Source organism: Mesorhizobium sp. CA14 (assembly GCF_020165195.1).
GTDB lineage: Bacteria > Pseudomonadota > Alphaproteobacteria > Rhizobiales > Rhizobiaceae > Mesorhizobium.
In genome coordinates, this window is record NZ_JAIUHR010000018.1 from 55,995 (window position 1) to 77,913 (window position 21,919).

The 21,919-nt window shown below is 64.5% G+C and carries 20 protein-coding genes and 1 riboswitch; of the genes, 9 read left to right on the top strand and 11 right to left on the bottom strand.

Going from position 1 to position 21,919, the window contains the following annotated elements; genetic code table 11:
* Positions 1 to 8 precede the first annotated feature (8 nt).
* The 3 genes from LB565_RS18910 to parE form a co-directional block, all read right to left on the bottom strand.
* Entirely contained in the window at positions 9 to 446 is a 438-nt protein-coding gene (locus LB565_RS18910) for a VOC family protein (RefSeq protein WP_224586607.1), read from the bottom strand.
* Positions 447 to 527: 81 nt separating this feature from the next.
* Positions 528 to 2,624 carry an FUSC family protein gene (locus tag LB565_RS18915; RefSeq protein ID WP_224586609.1) on the bottom strand — a complete coding sequence of 699 codons (2,097 nt, stop codon included), beginning with the start codon at positions 2,622 to 2,624 and terminating at the stop codon, positions 528 to 530.
* A gap of 42 nt (positions 2,625 to 2,666) precedes the next feature.
* Positions 2,667 to 4,721, bottom strand: coding sequence for a DNA topoisomerase IV subunit B (gene parE / locus LB565_RS18920; RefSeq protein WP_224586611.1), 2,055 nt, complete (start codon positions 4,719 to 4,721; stop codon positions 2,667 to 2,669).
* Positions 4,722 to 4,975: 254 nt separating this feature from the next.
* Between parE and cpaB the strand changes: the two genes are divergently transcribed.
* The 9 genes from cpaB to LB565_RS18965 all read left to right on the top strand — a co-directional run bounded on the left by cpaB (position 4,976) and on the right by LB565_RS18965 (position 14,239).
* Complete coding sequence (cpaB, locus tag LB565_RS18925; protein ID WP_224586613.1) at positions 4,976 to 5,896, top strand: Flp pilus assembly protein CpaB; 921 nt, start codon at positions 4,976 to 4,978, stop codon at positions 5,894 to 5,896.
* Between the two features lie 29 nt (positions 5,897 to 5,925).
* Positions 5,926 to 7,365, top strand: coding sequence for a type II and III secretion system protein family protein (locus LB565_RS18930; protein WP_224586615.1), 1,440 nt, complete (start codon positions 5,926 to 5,928; stop codon positions 7,363 to 7,365).
* Positions 7,366 to 7,368: 3 nt separating this feature from the next.
* Positions 7,369 to 7,641: a hypothetical protein gene (locus LB565_RS18935; RefSeq protein WP_224586617.1), complete on the top strand. Its 273-nt coding sequence runs from the start codon at positions 7,369 to 7,371 to the stop codon at positions 7,639 to 7,641.
* A gap of 13 nt (positions 7,642 to 7,654) precedes the next feature.
* Positions 7,655 to 8,869 (top strand): CpaE family protein, encoded by a 1,215-nt coding sequence (locus LB565_RS18940; protein ID WP_224586619.1) that lies wholly within the window; start codon positions 7,655 to 7,657, stop codon positions 8,867 to 8,869.
* Positions 8,866 to 10,287 carry a CpaF family protein gene (locus LB565_RS18945; protein ID WP_224586621.1) on the top strand — a complete coding sequence of 474 codons (1,422 nt, stop codon included), beginning with the start codon at positions 8,866 to 8,868 and terminating at the stop codon, positions 10,285 to 10,287. The genes LB565_RS18940 and LB565_RS18945 overlap by 4 nt, the downstream gene beginning before the upstream one ends.
* Before the next feature lie 4 nt (positions 10,288 to 10,291).
* Positions 10,292 to 11,257 (top strand): type II secretion system F family protein, encoded by a 966-nt coding sequence (locus LB565_RS18950; RefSeq protein WP_224586623.1) that lies wholly within the window; start codon positions 10,292 to 10,294, stop codon positions 11,255 to 11,257.
* 1 nt (position 11,258) lies between these two features.
* Positions 11,259 to 12,221 carry a type II secretion system F family protein gene (locus LB565_RS18955; RefSeq protein WP_224586625.1) on the top strand — a complete coding sequence of 321 codons (963 nt, stop codon included), beginning with the start codon at positions 11,259 to 11,261 and terminating at the stop codon, positions 12,219 to 12,221.
* Between the two features lie 191 nt (positions 12,222 to 12,412).
* On the top strand, positions 12,413 to 12,886 hold the full coding sequence (locus LB565_RS18960; RefSeq protein ID WP_224586627.1) for a hypothetical protein: 474 nt from the start codon (positions 12,413 to 12,415) through the stop codon (positions 12,884 to 12,886).
* A 180-nt stretch (positions 12,887 to 13,066) separates the two neighbouring features.
* Positions 13,067 to 14,239 carry a GGDEF domain-containing protein gene (locus tag LB565_RS18965; protein WP_224586629.1) on the top strand — a complete coding sequence of 391 codons (1,173 nt, stop codon included), beginning with the start codon at positions 13,067 to 13,069 and terminating at the stop codon, positions 14,237 to 14,239.
* A gap of 7 nt (positions 14,240 to 14,246) precedes the next feature.
* Here LB565_RS18965 and gcvP read toward each other — a convergent pair whose 3' ends face one another.
* The 8 genes from gcvP to LB565_RS19000 all read right to left on the bottom strand — a co-directional run bounded on the left by gcvP (position 14,247) and on the right by LB565_RS19000 (position 21,895).
* A complete protein-coding gene (gene gcvP, locus LB565_RS18970) occupies positions 14,247 to 17,057 on the bottom strand; it encodes an aminomethyl-transferring glycine dehydrogenase (RefSeq protein ID WP_224586631.1) in 2,811 nt (936 codons plus the stop codon).
* 17 nt (positions 17,058 to 17,074) lie between these two features.
* The gene (gene gcvH / locus LB565_RS18975; RefSeq protein ID WP_224586633.1) at positions 17,075 to 17,443 is read right to left on the bottom strand and encodes a glycine cleavage system protein GcvH; all 369 of its coding nucleotides are present in this window, start codon (positions 17,441 to 17,443) and stop codon (positions 17,075 to 17,077) included.
* 7 nt (positions 17,444 to 17,450) lie between these two features.
* Entirely contained in the window at positions 17,451 to 18,551 is a 1,101-nt protein-coding gene (gene gcvT / locus LB565_RS18980; protein WP_224586635.1) for a glycine cleavage system aminomethyltransferase GcvT, read from the bottom strand.
* Positions 18,552 to 18,700: 149 nt separating this feature from the next.
* Positions 18,701 to 18,787, bottom strand: a riboswitch (glycine riboswitch).
* 73 nt (positions 18,788 to 18,860) lie between these two features.
* Positions 18,861 to 18,995, bottom strand: a complete 135-nt coding sequence (locus tag LB565_RS29865; protein ID WP_263488547.1) for a hypothetical protein — start codon at positions 18,993 to 18,995, stop codon at positions 18,861 to 18,863.
* Positions 18,992 to 19,459, bottom strand: a complete 468-nt coding sequence (locus LB565_RS18985) for a GNAT family N-acetyltransferase (RefSeq protein ID WP_224586637.1) — start codon at positions 19,457 to 19,459, stop codon at positions 18,992 to 18,994. Before LB565_RS18985 ends, LB565_RS29865 begins: the two co-directional genes overlap by 4 nt.
* Complete coding sequence (locus LB565_RS18990) at positions 19,459 to 20,250, bottom strand: molybdopterin-binding protein (RefSeq protein ID WP_224586638.1); 792 nt, start codon at positions 20,248 to 20,250, stop codon at positions 19,459 to 19,461. Before LB565_RS18990 ends, LB565_RS18985 begins: the two co-directional genes overlap by 1 nt.
* A 1-nt stretch (position 20,251) precedes the next feature.
* The gene (locus tag LB565_RS18995) at positions 20,252 to 21,124 is read right to left on the bottom strand and encodes a cytochrome b/b6 domain-containing protein (RefSeq protein WP_224586640.1); all 873 of its coding nucleotides are present in this window, start codon (positions 21,122 to 21,124) and stop codon (positions 20,252 to 20,254) included.
* A 99-nt stretch (positions 21,125 to 21,223) separates the two neighbouring features.
* On the bottom strand, positions 21,224 to 21,895 hold the full coding sequence (locus LB565_RS19000; protein WP_224586642.1) for a DUF1345 domain-containing protein: 672 nt from the start codon (positions 21,893 to 21,895) through the stop codon (positions 21,224 to 21,226).
* Between the last annotated feature and the right edge of the window lie 24 nt (positions 21,896 to 21,919).

A 21,919-nucleotide genomic window follows, 5' to 3' on the forward strand; every position in this document is an offset into this window, starting at 1 on the left:
ATCACGTCTCAGCCGAGCTCCTGGGCGAGTCCGATAAGAAGCCCTTCAGGCCCACGGATGTAGCAAAGCCGATACGCGTCCTTATACCGGACCACTTCGCCGACGAGCTCGGCGCCGCGCTTGCGGAGCCTCTCCAGCGTGTCGTCGATGTCGTCCACGGCGAACATGACGCGGAGATAGCCCAATGCATTCACAGGGGCATTGCGGTGATCCGCCGCCACAGGGGGCGTGATGAAGCGGGACAGTTCGAGCCGGCTGTGGCCGTCGGGCGTGCGCATCATGGCGATCTCGACGTGCTGGTCGCCGAGTCCGGTGACACGCCCGGCCCATTCTCCTTCGATCGAGGCACGCCCTTCGAGTTCAAGACCGAGCTCGCGAAAGAAATCAACCGTGCTATCGAGGTCATCGACGACGATTCCGACGTTGTCCATCCGTTTGAGCGCCATGTGTCCAACCTAAAAGGTGTCGACGAGTCCAGCAAGGACCTATTCTCGGAAAGGGCCCAAACCAGACACGTCCCGAGGTGGTTAAGCGCGACCCTTCGCGAAGAAATCCGGGTAATCTTCCATCGCCGCGGCGATGATGCGCAGCGAGGCGGCGATCTGCAGTATTTCGAGCCGATCGCTGCGTTGGGCGATGCTGGCCGCGTATTGCCTCGCCACCGCGATGGTCGCGGTCTGCGGCTCGCCCGGTTGCCGAAACAGCAATTCGCGCGCCAGGCCGCGCAGGAAATTGCCGATGGACTCGACTGTTTCGTGCGGGACGGCGGAGTTCAGTTGCGCGTGGCGCAGCCGCAGCACTTCCAGCCCGACGGTGACGGCCGCGATGCTTCCGCCGAGAATGGGATCGCCCTTGCGGCCCGTCTGCTGCACCTGCGGCATCAACTGGTTGATCCGGTCATAGGCGAGGCTTTCGAAGGCCGAACGGCGGGGAATGCGCTCATGCAGGCAAAGCCGGGCCAGGTCCTCGCGCATCGCCTGCGAGATGCGCTCCATGGTGGCCCAGGGATCGGCCGGCAGCACGACGATGAAGACGCCGATGGCAATCAGGATGCCGACCAGGATCGAGGCTGAGCCGGCGAAGAACGGCCCGGGATCATAGACCATCTGCTGATGCGGGCTGAGGAAGGCGAGGAAGTTGATGGCGAAGGCGGTGGCGACGCCGACATGGCGCGGATTGGCCATGCCGAGCGCCGCGGGCACCAGGATCGGCACGACGAAAAGCGTGAACCAGCCGAAGCCCGGCAGCGCCGGCAGCGCGACCTGGCCGACAAGGAAGGCAAAAGGCAGCGCGATCAGCGTGCCGGTGAAAAAACCCCAGGCGGACTGCACGGGATCCGGGCGCGATGCGAACAGGCTGGAGACGACGGCGACCAGGATGACGGTGCCGGCCGCTTCTGACCATCTGGTCGTCAGCCAGAAGATCGCCACGAGCAACGTCGCCAGCGCCGCGCGCACGGCATTGCGCCATGCGGCCTGATAGTCGCGGTGGACAACCAGCGCCGGCTGGCCCCGCTCGCTCGATTTGCGGGAGACGGGCGAACGAAGCGCCTCCAGCCCGCGCATCACCTGCTTCAGCGCCTCGGCGAAATCGCCGGCGATGGTCAGGCGGGTGATGGTGCCGACCTTGTCTTCGCCGGCATCGTGGGAGCCCGTATCGTTCGGCTGGGTATCTGTGGGCAGGTCCGGCATCTCCCGGGCCTTGCTGGCGATCGCATCGAGCCGTGCCACCCAGGGCCCGGTATCGTCGAGCGCGCCGGGCGTCGCCGTCAGTTCACCGACGAAGGCTTTCAATTCGCTGCGCATGGGAATGAGCGCTGCGTTCTTCGGCCTGCGGTGGCTGTGCAATGCGCGCGCCGCCGAAAGCGCCCACAGAAGCTGACCGATCGTGCGCCGCACCGGATGGGCGCGGGTGGCGAAGCTCGGCGCTTCCAGCCGCGCATAGGTGCGCATCTCGGCGAGCGTCTGGGCATCGGCGATCAGCTTGCGCTGGAGCGCGGCGAGGCTTGCCGGGTCGCCGCCGGAGAAGGCGCCGCCAGCATATTCGGCGAGGTCGAGGATGCTGCGCTTCAACCTGGAAATGATGGCGTCGGCCGCGAGCTTTGGCAGGACCAACCGGCTGGTGACGCCGGCGCAGACGATGCCGAGCACGATCTCCGCGCAACGCGCGACGGCGAGGTCGACGACAACATGCGGTTGTCCGAGGGCCGGCAGGCTGATGATCATCGCCGTATAGCCGGCAAGCGCGGCGCCATAGGCTTCCGGGTTGCGCAATAGCGACGAGACCAGCGTGCAGACGCCGATCCAGAGCGCCAGCACGCTCACCAGCAGCCAGGGATTGGCGCCGAACAGCGATGTGATGCCGACGGCCGCCAGGCCGCCGGCCAGCGTGCCGAGCAGCCTGTAGAAGCCCTTTGCCAGCACCATGCCGGCGACCGGCTGCGCGACGATGAACACCGTCATCATCGCCCATTGCGGATGGTCGAGCTTCAGCGCGTAGGCGGCAAGTAGCGCGACCAGTCCGGCCGAAACCGTGCGCAGGGCAAAAATCCAGTCCGAACGGGTCGGCTGCGTCAGACCGCTTAAGGGCGTCTCGATAAGCTCTTTCAACCGCGTCCAGGTCACACCGGTTCTCCGTGCCGGAGACTGTTATGGACCGGCAGGCGATCAGATATCCAGCACGTCCGCCTCGGCGAACTCGGCGCGCTCCTGGATGAAGCGGAAGCGCGCCTCGGGCTTGGTGCCCATCAGCGCGTCGACGGCATCCTTGGTGGCCTGCTCGGCGTCGATCACGTCGACCCTCAAAAGCGTGCGCTTCTTCGGATCCATCGTGGTCTCCTTGAGCTGCGCGGCCATCATCTCGCCCAGGCCCTTGAAGCGGCCGATCTCGACCTTGCCGCGCCCGGTGAATTCGGTGCGCAGCAATTCGTCCTTGTGCGCGTCGTCGCGGGCGTAGCCGACCTTGCCGCCTTGCCGGATCGAATAGAGCGGCGGCACGGCCATGTAGAGATGGCCGCTGCGGATCAGGTTCGGCATCTCCTGATAGAAGAAGGTGATCAGCAACGAAGCGATGTGCGCGCCGTCGACGTCGGCGTCGGTCATGATGATCACGCGGTCGTAGCGCAGATCCTCGTCGCGATATTTCGAACGCGTGCCGCAGCCGAGCGCCTGGATGAGATCGGAAATCTGCTGGTTGGCGGCAAGCTTGTCGTTGCCGGCGGAGGCGACGTTGAGGATCTTGCCGCGCAGCGGCAGCACTGCCTGGCTGGCGCGGTCGCGCGCCTGCTTGGCCGAGCCGCCGGCCGAGTCGCCCTCGACGATGAAGATCTCGGCGCCGGCGGCGGCGTTCTGCGTGCAGTCGGCAAGCTTGCCCGGAAGGCGCAGCTTGCGCACCGCGCTCTTGCGCGAGACTTCCTTTTCCTGGCGGCGCCGCACGCGTTCGTCGGCGCGCGCGATGACCCACTCCAGAAGCTTAGAGGCTTCCTGCGGATTGTCTGCCAGCCAGTGGTCGAACGGGTCGCGAAGGGCGTTTTCGACGATGCGCATTGCCTCGATCGTCGCCAGCCTGTCCTTGGTCTGGCCGACGAATTCCGGCTCGCGGATGAACACCGACAGCATGCCGGCGGCCGAGATCATCACGTCGTCGGTGGTGATGATCGAGGCGCGCTTGTTGCCGATGAGGTCGGCATAGGCGCGCAGTCCGCGCGTCAGCACGTTGCGGAAGCCGGCCTCATGCGTGCCGCCTTCGGGGGTCGGAATGGTGTTGCAATAGGAGTTGAGGAAACCGTCGCCGCCGAACCAGGTCACAGCCCATTCGAGCGAACCGTGGCCGCCCTGCTTGTCGCTCTTCCCGGCGAAAACCTCGCGCGTGACCTGGAATTCGTCGCCCAGCGTCGCCTTGAGATAGTCCTTCAGCCCGCCGGGGAAATGGAACTCGGCCTTTGCCGGCGTCTGATCCTTGTCCTTGATCAGCGACGGATCGCAGGTCCAGCGGATCTCGACGCCGCCGAACAGATAGGCCTTCGAGCGCGTCATGCGGTAAAGGCGCGCCGGTTCGAAGGCGGCGCCCTTGCCGAAAATCTGCTCGTCGGGATGGAAACGGGTCTTCGTGCCGCGGCGGTTGTGGACTTCGCCGAGATGCTCCAATCCACTGACCGGGACGCCGCGCGAAAAACGCTGCCGGTAGAGCTGACGACCCCGCGCGACCTCGACCTCGAGGTGGTCGGACAGCGCATTGACGACCGAGACGCCGACGCCGTGCAAGCCGCCGGAGGTCTCGTAGACCTTGGAGTCGAACTTGCCGCCCGAATGCAGCGTCGTCATGATGACTTCGAGCGCCGGCTTCTTGAATTTCGGATGCGGATCGACCGGGATGCCGCGGCCGTTGTCGGTGACGGTCAGGAAGCCGTCGGCGGAAAGCTCGACGTCGATGAAGGTGGCGTGGCCGGCCACCGCTTCATCCATCGAATTGTCGATGACCTCGGCGAACAGGTGATGCATGGCCTTGTCGTCGGTGCCGCCGATATACATGCCCGGACGGCGCCGCACCGGCTCGAGCCCTTCCAGCACCTCGATATCGGCGGCGCTGTAGCCCTCGCTGCCGTCGCGGGTGGCGGTCGTACGCTTCGCGGCCTGCACCAGCGGATCGGCGGGCCGCGAGGGCGCGCGCACCGGCTGTGCCGGCTTTTCCATCTTGCCGAAGAGGTCGTTGCTGTCGTCCATGCTGGGCCTAGCGTCCGGTAATGCGAATCATTCCTCGATACTGCCACGCTTTTGGCGGGCGAACGAGTTCCTGTTCCGTTCAGGGATAAAACTGTCTCTTATTCCAAAACCATTCGATAACCAAGCCGGCCGAAATAGGGCGATCGGCGGGTCGCGGGATTCCTGATTCTTTAACATTAACGCCTAGCGTGAGACCCAACTAACAAAAGACCACGGGCGTCAGGGGTTTCGTTGTGAGGGGCAGGGCCATAACCATGATCGGCATCGCCGCCGTTTTCGGCGCGATCTCGATCTTTGCGGCGGATTTCTGGGTCAAGAGCCAGGCAAAGGCTCAGCCCGAGGTCAAGGTCGTGTCCGTCACCGCGCCGCAGCAGCCCAAGGTCGAGTTCAAGACCATCGTGGTGGCGCAAGCGCCGCTGCGTTACGGCATGGAGCTCGCACGGCCGCAGCTCGCCGAGATTCCGTGGCCGCAGGACTCCCTGCCGCAGGGCGCTTTCCCGACGATCGACAAGCTGCTCGCGGACGGCGGCCGGGTCGTGCTGTCGCCGATTGAGGTCAACGAACCGGTGCTGCTCACCAAGCTGTCAGGGCCGAACGGCCGCGCCACCCTTTCCAACATGCTGTCGCCGGGAATGCGGGCCGTCACCGTCCGCACGGACGAGATCGCCGGTGTCGGTGGCTTCATCACGCCGGGAGACCGCGTCGACGTCGTGCTGACGCGCGACGCCGGGGATATCCAGGAAGTGTCTAAGAATGCTCAAGGGGCTGCCGGCTCGACCGTCACGTCCGAGATCGTCGTCTCCGATGCCAAGGTGCTTTCGGTCGGACAGGGCGCCGACGAGCGCAAGACCGAGCCACAGGTCGCCAATTCCGTGACCCTCGAAGTCACCAATGAAGGGGCGCAGAAAGTGGCGCTTGCCCGCACCGTCGGCACGTTGTCGTTGTCGCTGCGGTCGGCCGCCGACGCAACCGCCAGCAATGGCGGGCTTACGACCATCTCGTCCTTCGGCGGCTCGGTTGCCGCAAATGCGCAGGCGAGCGCCGCCTCGCTCGTCAATGCGGTGACGAAGGATCAGGACGAGCCGAAATTCAGGACGGTGATCGTGACGCGCGGCGACAAGGTCGAAGAATACAAGGTTCCCTCACGGCAACCGCCGCAGGAACTGCAGCAATAGCCGGTGGGGACCGGCAGGGACAGGGCAAGATGTTCGGGTTTGATGTATTTCGGACGACCGGGGGATGGCGTCTTCTCGGCGCGATCGCGCTGGCGGCGGCAATGCTCGGCGTCGCCGCGCCGGCAAGGGCGGGCAATGACGTCGTCTATGTCTCGGCGAACAAGAACGCCTCGATCAAGGTCGCCAAGGGCAAGCCGAAGACGATCATGACGAGCGCCGCCTTCTACCAGATCGTCATCGGCGATCCGGAGATCGCCAACGTCAACCCGCTGACCGACAAGTCCTTCTATGTGCTTGGCAACAATCTGGGCACCACCGGCATTGCCCTGTTCGACCAGAACAAGCAGCTTGTCGGCACCATCGACATCGAGGTGACGCTGGATACCGACCAACTGGCCAGCACCATCCGCGCCAGCGTGCCCGACGCCAAGATCAAGGTCGGCTCGGCGAACGGGCGCGTCGTGCTGTCGGGCGAGGCCGACGATGCGGTCGCCGCCGACAAGGCCAGCAAGATCGCGTCGCGCTTTTCCGGCAACGAGGAAGTCATCAACTCGGTCAATATCTCGTCATCGCAGCAGGTGCAGCTCAACGTCCGCTTCGTCGAGATCAACCGTCAGGCCGGCCAGGACCTCGGCGCCAAATATGCCGCCAATTTCGCCTATGGCATCGGTAACCGCAAAGTCGTGCTGAACCCGGGTGGGGGAGACCTGCCGGCTGCCGGAACAGGCGAGATCATCGGCAGCCTGCTGTCGAACGGCGTTTCGATCGACATCGCCATCAAGGCGCTGGAGGAGCGCGGTCTGGCGCGGCGGCTGGCGGAGCCGAACCTGATTGCGCGTTCGGGCCAGACCGCGAGCTTCCTTGCCGGCGGCGAGTTCCCGATCCCGGTTTCCGAGGACAATGGCAAGATCAGCGTCACCTACAAGAAGTATGGCGTCGGCCTGGATTTCACGCCGACGGTGCTGAAGGACGGGCTGGTAAGCCTCGACATCGCGCCGGAAGTGTCCTCGATCGACCCGTCCGCTTCCATCCAGGTCAGCAGCGGCATTTCCATTCCGGCCTTCATCGTGCGCCGCGCCAGGACATCGGTCGACCTCAAGAACGGGCAGAGCTTCATGATCGCCGGTCTTCTGCAGTCGCAGAACGACATCACGACGTCGCGGGTGCCGGGGATCGGCAAGCTGCCGGTGCTCGGTCCGCTGTTTTCCTCGAAATCCTATCAGCGGCGCGAGACCGATCTGGTCATCATCGTCACGCCTTACCTGGTCAAGCCGGTCGATCCATCGAAGAAGATGGCCGAGCCGACCGACGGCACCCAGCCGGCAAGTCCCGCCGACTATTTCCTGAACAACACCGAGGAAGTGGACGCCTCGGCGTCCAAGCGTCCGGTGGCGCTGGCAGACGGCAGCGCCGCCCGCCCGGTAGCTGCCGCCAAGTCCGGCCACTTCCTCGATCTGCCAAAGGACTAAGCCATGCGCATCCCCGCTTGCATCGCTCTGCTCCTGGCCGGTTTCGCCGGCGGTTGCACCAGCGACGACTATGTACGCGCCGAAGGGGTGACCTTGGCGGCCGGCAACGCGCAGGCATCCAACACTGTCATGCAGATGGTCGATCCATGGAAGTATGGCGTGCAGAACACAAGGCTTCTGGTGCCTGCCCAGCGTCCGGGTCCCGGGAGCGCTGCCGTCGGCGCGAAAGCCGGCTCCGCGCCGTCGTCGACGACATCATCAACCACATCGAACTGATGGGCTGACGCCGATGGCATCTGGTACCAAGACGAAGAAGATCCTGCTCGTTTCGACGGACAGGACGTTTCTGCAGGACACGCGGACCGCTTTCGCGGCCTCAGAGGTCATCGAGCTTTTGACGCTGGAAAAGAGCGTCAACGAGCTGCGCGGCGAGATCCTCGAAGCGGCCTTCGGCACGGTCATCATCGACATGGATGCGGCCAAGCTCGAGGAAATCGAGTCGCTGCAGCGCGTCATGCGGCGGTTGGAAGGCAGCGTCCCGGTGGTCGTCGTCACGCAGGAATTCAACGCGGCGGCGGTGCGCATCCTGGTGCAGCTCAAGGTCGCCGATTTCCTGGTCAAGCCGATCACCACGGCCGACCTCGTGCGTTCCGTCATCCGTGCGCTGCAAGGGCCGGGGCGGGAAGAGAACACCGAATCGCATATCTACACGTTCATGCCGGCAGCCGGCGGCGTCGGCACGACCACGCTTGCCTTGCAGACGGCCTTCCAGCTGCATCATTCCGTGACGCGCGGCGCCTCAACATGCGTCGTAGACCTCAATTTCCAGCAGGGCGCCTGCGCCGAATATCTCGACCTCGAGCCCCGCTTCGACATCACGGAAATCGAGAACCAGCCGGAGCGCCTCGACCGGCAATTGCTTGATGTGATGCTGTCCAAGCATGCGAGCGGGCTATGTGTGCTTGCCGCTCCCACGCGTCCGTCCGAGATGCGCTCGTTCAAAACCGATGTCGTGGTGCGCATGCTCGACCTCGTGGCGGCCTATTTCGACAATGTCGTCATTGACATGCCGCGCACCTGGTTCCCCTGGACTGAGACGGTGCTGCTGGGTTCCAACAAGCTCTATATCGTCGCCGAGATGACGGTGCCCTGCCTGCGCCATACGCAGCGTCTGATCCAGGCCGTCTATGAGACAGCCGGCAAGGAAGTGAAGCCCAATGTCATCGTCAACCGCTTCGAGCAGAAGATGTTCGACAGCGGCATCAAGCAGGCCGACGTTCAGGAAATACTCGGCGAGCATTTCGTCGGCGGCATCTCCAATAACTACCGGCTGGTGCGCGAGGCGGTGGACCGCGGCGTGCCGCTGCACGCCATCGACCCCAATGCCAATGTCGTCAACGATCTGAAGAAGATCATCCTGCCGGAGGAGGCCATCCAGACCACGGTCAAGTCGAAATCGCTGTTCGGCCTGGGCAGGGGCTTACTGAAGAGGAAGGCAGGATGAACAGCCGCTTTTCCAATCTGCAGAACCGCGATGTTCGTCCGCAGCGTGCGCCGGAGCCCGCGCCCATCACGCACAATGCGGTGATCATTCCGACGACTCGCAAGCCGGCGCCGGCGAAGCCTGAAGCGGCGCCCGCAAAGAGCGCCAACAAGGTGCTGGATGCACGCGTGCGTATCCATCGTATGCTGCTCGAAGAGATCAACCTGGTCGCGCTCGAGCGGCTGCCCCGGGATGAAATGCGCCGCCAGGTGCATGAATTCGTTTCCGAAAAGACGCGCCATGAGCGGATGGCGATCAACAATGCCGAGCTCGACGCGCTGGTCGACGACATCGTCGACGAGATGGTCGGCCTCGGCCCGCTGGAGCCGCTGCTCAAGGACCCCGAGATCAACGATATCCTGATCAACGGCCACCAGAACTGCTTCGTCGAAAAGCGCGGCAAGCTGCAGCAGGTTCACATCCCGTTCAAGGATGAGGCGCATCTGCTTCGAATCATTAATAAAATCGTCGCCGCGGTCGGCCGGCGCGTCGATGAATCGCAGCCGATGGTAGACGCCCGCATGCTCGACGGCTCCCGCTTCAACGCCGCGATCCGGCCGGTCGGCGTCGACGGGCCGCTGGTGTCGATCCGCAAATTCTCCAAAAACAAGCTCGGCCTGCATAAGCTCGTCGAATTCGGCGCCATCACGCAGAACATGGCCGAGGTGCTGGCGGCGGCGGTGCATGCCCGCAAGACCACGATCATCTCCGGCGGCACCGGCACCGGCAAGACAACGATGCTCAATGCGCTGTCGGCATTCATTCCGGAAGACGAGCGCCTGATCACCATCGAGGACGCGGCCGAACTGCAACTGCAGCAGCCGCATGTCGCGCGCATGGAAACGCGGCCCGCCAATATCGAGGGCCACGGCGAACTGAAGCAGCGCGACCTGGTCAAGAACGCGCTGCGCATGCGTCCCGACCGCGTCATCCTCGGCGAATGCCGCGGCGAGGAAGCCTTCGACATGCTGCAGGCGATGAACACCGGTCACGAAGGCTCGATGGCCACCATCCATGCCAACACGCCGCGCGATGCCATCTCGCGCCTGGAACAGATGCTCGGCATGACCGGCATGCCGATGACGGTGCAGTCGATCCGCAGCCAGATATCAAGCGCCATCGAGATCATCGTCCAACTGACGCGCCTTTCCGACGGCAAGCGCAAGGTGACCAGCGTCGCCGAGGTGACCGGCATGGAAGGCGACGTGATCCAGATGCAGGAGATCTTCCGCTTCGTGCGCACCGGCATGGAAGCGGACGGAAAGATACTTGGTCACTTCGAAGCGACCGGCATCCGCCCGCGCTTCCTCGAGGACCTGCGCAATATGGGCATCGAATTCCCGGGCAGGTATTTCGAGCCCGGCCGGCCGCAGGACTAGGCCGGTGTTCGAGGGATTCAGCCCGGTCTATGTCGTCTACGCCGCGGCGGCGCTCACCGGCATCATGATAGCCGAGGGTTGCTATCTGCTCTATGCCGGACGCAGCGACAAGCGTGCGGCCATCAACCGCCGTATGAAGCTCGCGGAGAACAAGATCAGCCAGGAGCAGGTGCTGATCCAACTACGCAAGGAACGCGGGATCGACGGCGGCGCCACCATCTTTTCCCTCGACCGCTTCCGCGCCCTGCGCACGCAGTCCGGCATGACCACGCCGCTGCCGAAATTCCTGACGATCACATCGGGGATCGCTCTTGCCCTGGCGCTTGTCGCGATCTGGAAGGGCTTGTCGCTCCTGTTCGGCCTCATCCTGCTGCTCTTGCTGTTGCCGGTGCTGCCGGTCATGGCATTGCGCTCGATGCGCAAGCGCCGGCACAAGCGCTTCGGGATGCAGCTGCCCGAGGCGCTTGAATTGATCACGCGCGGCCTGAAGGCAGGCCATCCCGTGCCGGTGGCGATTGCCATGGTGTCGCGCGAGATGGCCGATCCGATCGGCACCGAGTTCGGTGTCGTCGCCGACGAGGTGACCTACGGCTCCGACCTTGTCTCGGCGCTGAACAATCTCTTCGACCGGGTGGGCCATGAGGACCTGCCGCTGTTCGTCACGGCGGTGTCGATCCAGAGCAGTTCGGGCGGCAACCTGCGCGAGATCCTCGACGGCCTGTCGGCGACGATCCGCGAGCGCGGCAAGCTGCGCCGCAAGGTGCGCGCCATTTCGACGGAAGGGCGCATGTCGGCTTACATCCTGACCGCGATCCCCGCGCTTCTGTTCACCGCCATCATGGTGCTGATGCCGCAATTCTACCAGGATGTCTGGGACGTGCCGAAGACCTGGTACATGATGGGCGGCTCCATCGCCTGGCTGCTGCTCGGCAACGCCATCATGTTCAAGATGTCGAATTTCAGGTTCTGAGATGGAAGACGTCGTCCGCTTCCTCGCCTCTCTCGCGCCGACCTCGCTGGTGCCGGTCGCCGTGCTGCTCCTTGTGTTGGGCGCCGGTGCCGTCGCATGGCCGCTGGTGCTCGCCAAGGGCGATCGCGGCGAGGTCAAGCGACGGCTGAAGGTGGAGACATTGCAGCCGGCCGAGCAGGCGGAGCCCGCACCCAAGAAGAGCACCAATGTCGTGCGCGAGAAGGCGGTGAAACGGGCGCAGGAGTTCTATGCCAAGAGCGATCCGGAAAATGTCGCCCGGCTGCGGATGAAACTCATCCAGGCCGGCTACATGGAGCCGCGCGCCGTCGGCATGTTCTTCCTCATCCGTTTCGCCACGCTCGTCGGCGCGGCGCTCGGCTCATTCCTGATCAACCACTGGGCCGCCAGCGCCGACTCGACCATGACCAGCCGCTGGACCTTCATCATCCTGTCCGGCGCCGGCGGCTATTTCCTGCCGGGCCTGGTGCTGACGCAGAAAATTCGGGACAAGATGCGCGAATACCGCAACGGCTTTCCCGATTTCATGGATTTGATGATCGTCTGTTCCGACGCCGGCATGAGCATGGAGGCCGGTATCGAACGGGTCTCCAAGGAGCTTGCCAGGACCTATCCGTCGCTCAGCCAGAACCTGATCCTGGTGTCGCTGGAATTGCGGGCCGGGCGCAGCCTCGACGATGCGCTGAAGGCGCTTGCCGACCGCCTCAGCCTCGACGAGGTCCGCTCCTTCGCGACGCTGCTGCAGCAATCCAAGGAGCTCGGCACCAGCCTGTCGGGCTCGCTGCGCGTCTTTTCCGACGAAATGCGGCACAAGCGCATGTCGCTGGCCGAGGAGAAGGCGCATGCCCTGCCGGCCAAGATGTCGGTCCCGGTGACGGTCTGCATCCTGCCGGTGGTGCTGATGGTCGCCATCATACCGATCATCGTGAAGCTGAGCACACACTGAGGTGTGTCGATATTCAGGCGAGGCCGGCCTGGTCTGAATATCAACATGCCTCAAAGCCGACGCGAGCGCTGGTTAACGCATCCTTGGCGCGCAACCTAATTTTAGCTGCATTTCGGCACCGAAGCTTAATCGCTTTCCTGTAGTTTTTTTCCTGAAGAACGACCCGGCAAATCGGGCGATGGGGCAGGGGCATGCGTCAGAGACTTCCCAAGGCAGCGACGGCATTGGCGGCCGTCTTGATGATTACCGGCTGCACGACGAACAACAACGTCGACACGACCAAGACCACGGCGATCCAGCCGGTGGCCAAGGATGTCAGCGCCAACGACCTGGTCGAAGGCAAGGCGCAGTTCCGCGAGGCGAATTTCGGCCTTGCCGAACAGCATTTCCGCAAGGCGGTCGAGCTCAAGTCCGACAATGCCGAGGCCTGGATGGGGCTTGCCGCATCCTATGACGAGCTTGGCCGCTTCGACTTCGCCGACCGCGCTTACGCGGAGCTTCTGAAGGTCGCCGGTCGCAAGCCGCAGATCGTCAACAATATGGGTTATTCGCAGCTTCTGCGCGGCAACAAGAAAAGGGCGCGCGCGCTGCTGCTCGAGGCCAAGGCCGGCATGGCCGACCAGACGGTGGTCAATGCCAATCTGGCGCTGCTCGACAAGGGCTGAACCGTCAGCGGGTTCGCGCATTCCGTGTATCATCGCGGGATTTCGCCTCACATGTCGACGCTTTGTAAACCCTGTGTCGAGGTAGCGCTGGGCATCGGCCGAAAACGGTTTGCGCCAGCCGCCGCCAGCCTACATTGAGGGGACCCGGGCACCGGCTACGCTAGAGGCAGTTCTTCACGGATGTTGGATTTCAGTTCGCTTCTGCTTGCGGCGGCGCTGTCGGGCATATGCCTCAGCATCACCATGTTCGCGATCTGGCTCACCGCGCCGAGGGCGCGCTTCGTCCTTACGGTCGCCTGCGGCATTCTGGTGCTCGTCGCCCATGTCGTCGGCTTCTGGCGCTATAGCAAGGATGCCGATCCCTGGCTGTGCCAGATCGTGCTCGCGCTGCTGACCCTCGGTTTCCTGGTCCTCTGCCTGTCGGCCATGCAGTATCTCGGCTTTCGCGACTACCGCCGCGTCGTCGTGCCGACGCTGGCTGCGATGGCTGCCTGCGCGATCGTCACCTTTCTTGGTTTCGACGGCATCGGCTTCCAGATCACCTATGCGGCCGTGACGGCGCTGCTCGCGGCGATCGGGACGATGTTCTGGATGAAGGGGGATCACGACCGCCGGATCCTGCTTGTCGTTTCGTTTCTCAGCGGCGCCTGCGGCTTGTCCTTCGCGCTTTGCGGCCTGACGCTGCTGATGCAAGGGCAGTGGGTGCTGGGTGCGGCGCCCGACAATTGGGCGGAGCGGTTGAACTCCGTCGTCGCGGTCGCCTGCATGACAGGTCTCGGCGCGCTGACGCTTTCGCTGCACCATCTGCAGGCGCAGATCGAGCTCAAGGCCGAGACGATGACCGATCCGCTGACCGGCCTGATGAACCGCCGAGCGCTCAACGAGCTTTACGGCGACCGCAGCTTCGGTCCATTCATGGCGATTGCCATGTTCGATCTCGACCATTTCAAGATGACCAACGACGTCTTCGGCCATCCCGTCGGCGACCAGGTGCTTTGCCGCTTCGCGGCGGTGATCAAGAAATACGGCAGGTCAGGAGTCGACGCCTTCCGCTTGGGCGGCGAGGAATTCGCGCTCGTCATGTCGCGCATGACGCCGGAAAAGGCGCATGACATTGCAAGCCGGATCGGCGTCGCATTCGGCACGGAGGTCGTTCCAACCCATCGCGGCCCGCTGCGTAGCAGCGTCAGCGGCGGCATGGGATTCGGTTCGGCCGCGGGCCAGCCGCTCGACGAGGTGCTGGCGCAGGCCGACGCCGCGCTTTATGCGGCCAAGCGTGCCGGGCGCAACCGCGTCATTGCCCAGGTCGCAGCGGACCAGCCCGACGCAGGGCCGGCCCTGAAGACTGCCTGAGCAAACGCTACTCCGCCGCGCCGAGATATTCCGAGAGCGGCGGGCAGGAGCAGACCAGGTTGCGGTCGCCGGCGACGTTGTCGATGCGCGAGACCGGTGGCCAGTATTTCGCCGCCAGATCGGTGTCGCCCGCCGGATAGGCCGCCTCCAGCCGTGAATAGGGATGCTTCCACTCGCCGGCGAGCGCTTCCGCCGCGGTGTGTGGGGCGTTGACCAGCGGGTTGTCGGTGGACGGCCACTCGCCCTTCGCCACTTTTGCCGCCTCGCCGGCGATGGCGATCATCGCCTCGCAAAAACGGTCGAGCTCACGCTTGGGCTCGGACTCGGTCGGCTCGACCATCAGCGTGCCGGCAACCGGGAACGACATGGTCGGCGCATGGAAGCCGTAGTCGATCAGGCGCTTGGCGATATCGTCGACGCTGATGCCGGCGCTCTCCTTGAGCACACGGGTGTCGAGGATGCACTCATGCGCGATGCGATCGCTTCGGCCCTTGTAGAGCAGCGGATAGTGGGGCGCGAGGCGCGTCGCCACGTAATTGGCCGAAACGATCGCCGTCTCGGTCGCCTGCTTCAGGCCAGAGCCGCCCATCATGCGGATATACATCCAGGTGATCGGCAGGATCGACGCGCTGCCGAAAGGAGCCGCCGCCACGGCATGCGCCGAACCCTCGGTGACATGGCCCGGCAGATAGGGTTTCAGATGCGCCCTGACGCCGATCGGGCCGACACCCGGGCCGCCACCGCCATGCGGGATGCAGAAGGTCTTGTGCAGGTTCATGTGGCAGATGTCAGCGCCGATGTCGCCGGGGCGGGCGAGGCCGACCAGGGCGTTCAGGTTGGCGCCGTCGAAATAGACCTGGCCGCCATGCTCGTGGATCAGCGCGCACAGATGGCGCGCGCCTTCCTCGTATACGCCATGCGTCGAAGGATAGGTGAACATCAACGCCGCGAGGTTCTTGGAATGCTCGTTGGCCTTGGCGCGCAGATCGTCCATGTCGATATTGCCGTCGTCAAGGCAACGCACGACGACGACGCTCATGCCGGCCATCGCAGCACTCGCCGGATTGGTGCCGTGCGCGGAAGACGGGATCAGGCAAACGGTGCGGTGGCCCTCGCCGCGCGCGCGATGGTAGGCGCGGATGGCGAGCAGGCCGGCATATTCGCCCTGGCTGCCGGCATTGGGCTGCAGGCTGACGGCGTCGAACCCGGTGATCTCCGACAGCCAGGCCTCCAGGTCGCCGGCCATCTTGCGATAGCCCGCCGAATGGCGGGCCGGCGCGAAGGGATGCAGGTTGGCGACGCTCGGCCAGCTCACCGGCATCATCTCGGCGGCGGCGTTGAGCTTCATGGTGCAGGAGCCGAGCGGGATCATGGCGCGGTCGAGCGCCAAGTCCTTGTCGGCCAGCCGGCGCAGGAACCGCATCATCTCGGTTTCGGAATGGTTGTCGTGGAAGACCGGCTGGGTCAGGAATTCCTTGCCGCGAGGCTTGCCGGGCATGGAATTGCCTTCCGCAGCGCCGGGCTTGGCGCCAAAGAGGTCGGCGATCGCCTTGAGATCGGCTTCCGTCGAGGTCTCGTCGAAGGCGATGCTGACGCGGTCGGCATCGATGACGCGCAATAGCCGGCCGGTCTTCTCGGCGGCTTGCGCGATCGAAGCGGCCCTGCCCTTCACCTCGGCCGTCACCGTGTCGAAGCGGCTCGAGCCGAGCACCGAAACGCCTGCTGCCGTGAGACCCGCGGCAAGACGGTCGGCAAGGCTGTGGACCTGCCCGGCAATCGCCTGCAGGCCGGCGGGGCCGTGCCAGATCGCGTAAGCCGTCGCCATGTTGGCCAGCAGCGCCTGCGCGGTGCAGATGTTGGAGGTGGCCTTGTCGCGGCGGATATGCTGCTCGCGCGTCTGCAGTGCCAGTCGGTAGCCCGGGCGGCCCTTGGTGTCGGTCGACTGGCCGACAAGGCGGCCGGGCATCAGCCGGGTCAGCCTGTCGGAGACGGCGCAATAGGCGGCGTGCGGACCGCCGAAGCCCATCGGCACGCCGAAGCGCTGCATCGGACCGACGGCGATGTCGGCGCCAAGCTTCGCCGGCGCATCCGTCAGCGTCAGCGCCAGCGGATCGGCGATGAAGACGACCAGCGCGCCGGCGGCGCGGGCCTTCTCGATCGCCGCCTTGTGGTCGCCATAGACGCCGAACGTGTCCGGCCAGGAGACGAGCAGGGCGGCGGTGTTGTCGTCGATCGTCTCGCCATCGACCTCGATGCCGAGCGGCTCGGCGCGGGTGCGCACGACGTCCAGCGTCTGCGGATGCGGCGTGCCTGCAAGCGCCACCTTGGTGCGCTTGTCGCGATGGTGGCGCAGCGCGATGCCGACGGCTTCGGCGACGGCGGTGGCTTCATCGAGGAGAGAGGCCGACGCCACCGGCAGGCCGGTGAGCTCGGTGACCAGGGTTTGGAAGTTGAACAGCATTTCCAGGCGGCCCTGGCTGATCTCGGCCTGGTAGGGCGTGTAGGCCGTGTACCAGGCCGGGTTCTCGAAGAGATTGCGCTGGATGACCGGCGGCACGAAGACGCCATGATAGCCGGCGCCGATGAAGCTCTTCAGCACCGTGTTCTTCGCCATGATCGCAGACAGTTCGGCCAGCGCTTCCGCTTCGCTCGCCGGAGCGGGCAGGTCGAGCGGTTGGTCGAGGCGGATCGATCTCGGCACGGCCTGGCTGATCAGCGTTTCGACGGACGGAACGCCGAGCACGGCAAGCATGGCTCTGACATCATTGACGCCGGGGCCGATATGGCGGGCCGAGAAGGGAGTAAGCGCTGCGGTCATGTCTTTATGTCCTGATATCAGCCGATATGGGCTTTGTAGGCGGCCTCATCCATGAGGCTGTCGAGCTGGCCTTCGTCGGCCAGCTTCATCTTCCAGAGCCAGCCGTCGCCGGTCGCGGCCGAATTGACCAGCGAGGGGTCGGCCGATAGCGAAGCGTTGGCCTCGGTGATCTCGCCGTCGACCGGCGCGTAGACGTCCGATGCCGCCTTGACTGATTCGACGACCACGGCCGTATCGCCCTTGGCGAGCTTGCGGCCGATCTCCGGCAGCTCGACGAAAACGAGGTCGCCAAGCTGTTCCTGCGCATAGTCGGTAATGCCGACAGTGGCGACGCCACCTTCGACGCGGAGCCATTCATGGTCTTCAGTGAAATAGGTCTTTGCCATCTGGAAATCATCCTTTGCGGTAGCGGTGTGGGGTAAAGGGCAGGGACGCGACGTCGACCGGGATTTTCGCCCCGCGGACATCGGCGAAGAGTTTCGTGCCGCCTTTGGCCAGCGCGGTGTTGACGTAGCCCATGGCGACCGGGTGCCCCGTCGAAGGGCCGAAGCCGCCCGAAGTGACGTGGCCAGCCGGATTGCCGCCGGCATCGAGGAGCGCCGCGCCGGCGCGAACCGGCTGGCGACCGTCGGGCTTCAGGCCGACGCGCTTCTGCGACGGCCCGCGTTCGATGATCGAGCGCAGCGCGTCGGCACCGATGAAATGGCCGGTAGCGCGAACTTCCCTGGGAATCGCCCACATCAATCCCGCGCTTGCCGGGTCGATTTCCGGCGTAAGGTCCTGGCCATGCAGACAAAGACCGGCTTCGAGCCGCAGGCTGTCGCGCGCGGCAAGGCCGATCCACTGCACGCGCTCATCCCCCAGCAGTGTCGCGACCAGATCCCGCGCGTCCTTCTCCGGCAGGCCGATCTCGAAACCGTCCTCGCCGGTGTAGCCGGAGCGGCTCATGAACCAGTTTTGACGCGGCTCGATGCCGTGCATGAAGAGCAGCGAGCCGGTTTCGATGCCGGCTCGGGACAGCGCGGCCCACGCTTCCGGACCCTGGATTGCCAGGAAGACGCGGTCGAGCGGTTCGATCTTGGCATCGAAATCGGCGGCAAGCGCGCGCAGATGCTTCTCGTCCTCCACCGCGTTGCCGGCATTGGCCACCACCATGAAACGGTCATCGCCCAGGCGCGTCACGATGAGGTCGTCAATGATGCCGGCAGCCTCGTTGAGGAAGAAGGTGTATTTGGACTGGGAAATTTCCGGAGCGCCGGCATCGAGCGGGCAGGCGCGGTCGAGAAGCGCCGCTGTACTCGAACCGGAGACCTCGAACAGCTTCATATGCGAGATGTCGAACAGGCCGGCATGCTCGCGCGTGTGAAGATGCTCCTTCATCACGCCGGGCGAGTAGGTGAGCGGCATCGACCAACCGGCGAAGGCGCCGAAACGCGCGGCTGCGGCCTGATGCAAATCCTCAAGGGGTAGGTGTCTGGTGTCTTCGCCTGTCATGTCTTCTCCAGAGTCGCACGCCAATCGACCGCCATTGGCGGCCTAGTCGTGCCCCTCTGTCTGAAGCCTGAGAGACTCGCGCCCCGTAACTCTGTCGGCAGCGCTTACACCTTCGGCGCGGGAAGATTCCCGACTTTCCAGAGTTGTCTTTCCCGTGCACGGTTCTTTTGCCTGAGAGATTTCGGGCGATTTCCCCTTCGGCGACAGCGTGCGCTGTTCTCTCCCGCAAACAGGAAGGACTCAGTCGCCTGAGCCCTCGACGCGCCATCCATAGCCCGTCGGCGACACCTTGTCACCTCCATGCGACATTTAATGCGCGCCGAGACGATCGATGCCGGCGATGCCGAATGGCTGGCCGAGCGTGTTGGCGGCGGCCAGCAGCCGCTGCGCGACAGCGAGCGCGTGCTGCCGACGCTGATCAGGCAGGCTTCGCCGGAAATTCATCCGCCGCTGAAACCGCTGCTTGAGAAAGTGGCCTGGGCGTTTCCTGCAAGTGTCTTGCAAAGGATGATGTTGGAATGGCCTTCGGGCCAGCCGGTCAGTTCGGCCATGCGCTCGAAGCCGGCCTTTTCGTACAGGCCAGGCGCCTGGAAGTCGTGGGTCGAAACCCATATCCGCAGCGAGCCGCGCGCGGCTGCCTCGGCGACGAAGGCATCGAGCAGTTTCCTGCCGTGGCCAAGGCCCCGGTAGGCCTCGTCGACCCACATCAGCGTGAGTTCGGCAATGCCGGCCCAGGAATAGCCGGCGGCCGCCCCGACGGCGCGGCCTTTCTCATCCCGCAGCGCAAAGACGAGGGCACGGTCGTCGCCACGACCGGTCAGCCGCCGGTTGTCGTTGTCGAGATGCTGCGCGATGGCGTCGAGCCCGGCCGCCGCAAGATCATGCTCGGCCTGCAGGCGAGGACCCATCAAATTCCGCCATACCAGTCGTAGCCATTGTCTTCCCAATAACCGCCGCGGCCGCCGCCGACATTGGCGAAACTGTCGACCAGCTCGATCTTGGAGAGGTATTTCGGCATCTTGTAACCGAGCTGGCGCTCGACCCGCACACGCAGCGGCGCGCCGTTCTCGACCGGCAACGGCTTGCCGTTGAGGCCATAGGCCAGAATCGTCTGCGGATGGCGGGCGTCGATCAGGTCAATGGTGCCGTAATACTTGATGTCGCCGGACAGGCTTTGCTCGATCGTGTCGAGACAGTGGAACATGACGTAGCGGGCCTGCGGCTTGACCACCGCCTGGTCGAGCACCAGCGACAGCGGCGTGCCGGTCCATTTGGCGATGCAGCTCCAGCCTTCGACGCAGTCGTGGCGGGTGATCTGCGTGCGGCTCGGCATGTTCTGGAGCTGCTCGCGGGTCAGCGACAGCGGTTTTTCGACAAGGCCGGTAACCTCCAGCCGCCAGTCGGCGAAATTGTTGACGAGCAGACCTTTGTAGGTGTCGTCATCGGGCGCCGTGACGCCGTTCGGCCGCTGCGGCTGGCGGATGTCGGCTTCGGTGAATTCCGGCGCCAGCGCGTCGCGGCCGGCGAGCAGGCGCTGGGCGCGCCAGGTCAGGCCATTGGCGTTTTCGAGGAAGCTGCGCAGGCCGCCGCCGATGCCGAGGCCGCTGTCGAATACGTCACAACCCGACAGCGCGATGCCCGACAGGCCGAGGCTGCTGGCGGTCAAGAACTTGCGGCGGCTGATCTCAAATTTTGCCATGTCAAGCGCTCCTCTCGGTCGGCTCAGCGTGCTTCGCAGGCGGGTCGGTGCGGTACCAGCCGGTGATGATCGAGCGCAGCTCGTTGATCGGGCCGGCAGCCAGGATCATCAGGATGTGAACAATGAAGAAGAGGACGAGCAGCACCATGACGGTGAAATGGATGCTGCGCGCCGTCTGCCTGCCGCCAAGCACTTCGTTGAGCCAGGGCAGCACCGAATCCATGCTTGGCGACATGGCGAGGCCGGTGATGATCATCAGCGGCAGAAGCACGAAGAGCACGCCGCCATAAGCCATTTTCTGCAGCGTGTTGTATTCGCGGGTGTGGTGAAACTTCAGCTTCGCGTGGTCAATGACGTCGCGCGGCAGGCGCTTCAGGTCGTCCAGGCGCGGGGCAAGGTCGCGGCGGATATGGCCGTTGACCAGCCCGGCGATCAGCCACACCAGCAAGGTCGTGGTCAGGATCCAGGCGAAGAAGAAATGAACGACGCGGGCGGTACCGAGATCATAATAGGAGGGGATCGTCGCCCAGGAGGGGAAGGCGCGTGGCGTCTCCTGGCCGGGCGGGCCGGACCAGCCGAGCACGCCGGTGGTGTCGAAACGGTGGCCGAAAATCGCGGTGAAGCCGCGCGGGCCGTTGTTGGTGTTCTCTGCACCTATCTCGAGGATGGTGTTGTTGAACCCGAAGCCCGACTGCTTGCCGATATAGAGCTGCGGGCGGGCGTTGAAGATCTGCAGGCCGGAGAGCAGCATGAAGAACAACGAGATCGCCCACAGCCAATGCGTCAGCCGCGTCCAGCGCGACTGCCGGTAGATGAGGGTCGCATCCTTCGCGTTCGCTCCGGCGGCGGATTGGCTTGTGGCAGCAGAGTCCAATTTTCGTCCTCCAGCCGCATGACGCGCGGCGTCGCAGATTACCGTCTTCTCCCCAATACGTCGCCGGCCAAGGCGATGTTTCGTGCGATCACGAATTTATTACGGGGCGCCCAGGCTGACCGCGAGATTGACCGCCGCGGCGAGGATCACCGCGTTGAAGAAGAAGGTCAGGACCGAATGCACAAGCACGACAAGGCGCATTTGCGAGGTTGTGATGGCGGTGTCCGCCGTCTGGGCGGTCATGCCGATGACCGTCGCGAAGTAAAGGAAATCCCAGCCTTCCGGCCGTTTTTTGCCGGGGAAGTCGAGGCCGCCGACAGGCATCTTCTTCCTGGTGGCGGCATCGATCTCGTCGCCGTCCTTCCAGTAGACATGCGCGTAATGCAGCGACGCCATGGCATGGATGGTAAACCAGCCGAGCGGGATCGACAGCACGGCGAAGCCGAGCTGCAAAGGTTGCACGCCGTTCTTTCGATTGATGAGCAGAAACAGCGAGATGATGGCGGCACCGACGACGAAGAGCGTGACGGCGAAGATCAGCAACACCGGCAGGTCGGTGGCGCGGGCGTTCTTGCTGAGATAGCGGCCGGTGAGCTTCGGCATCTGGAAGAGCACAAGAGCGATATAGGTGGCGAAGAACACGTTGGCGCCGATGGAGTAGGGGAGCGGCGCGCGCAACAGCAGTGCGAGCAGCAGCGCGACGATGCCGATGGCCGCGGCGAGGGCGAACTGCATGTGCCGATGCATCGGCGTCTTGAGATCGTCACCCATGGCCCGAGGCCCTTGAAGATTTGG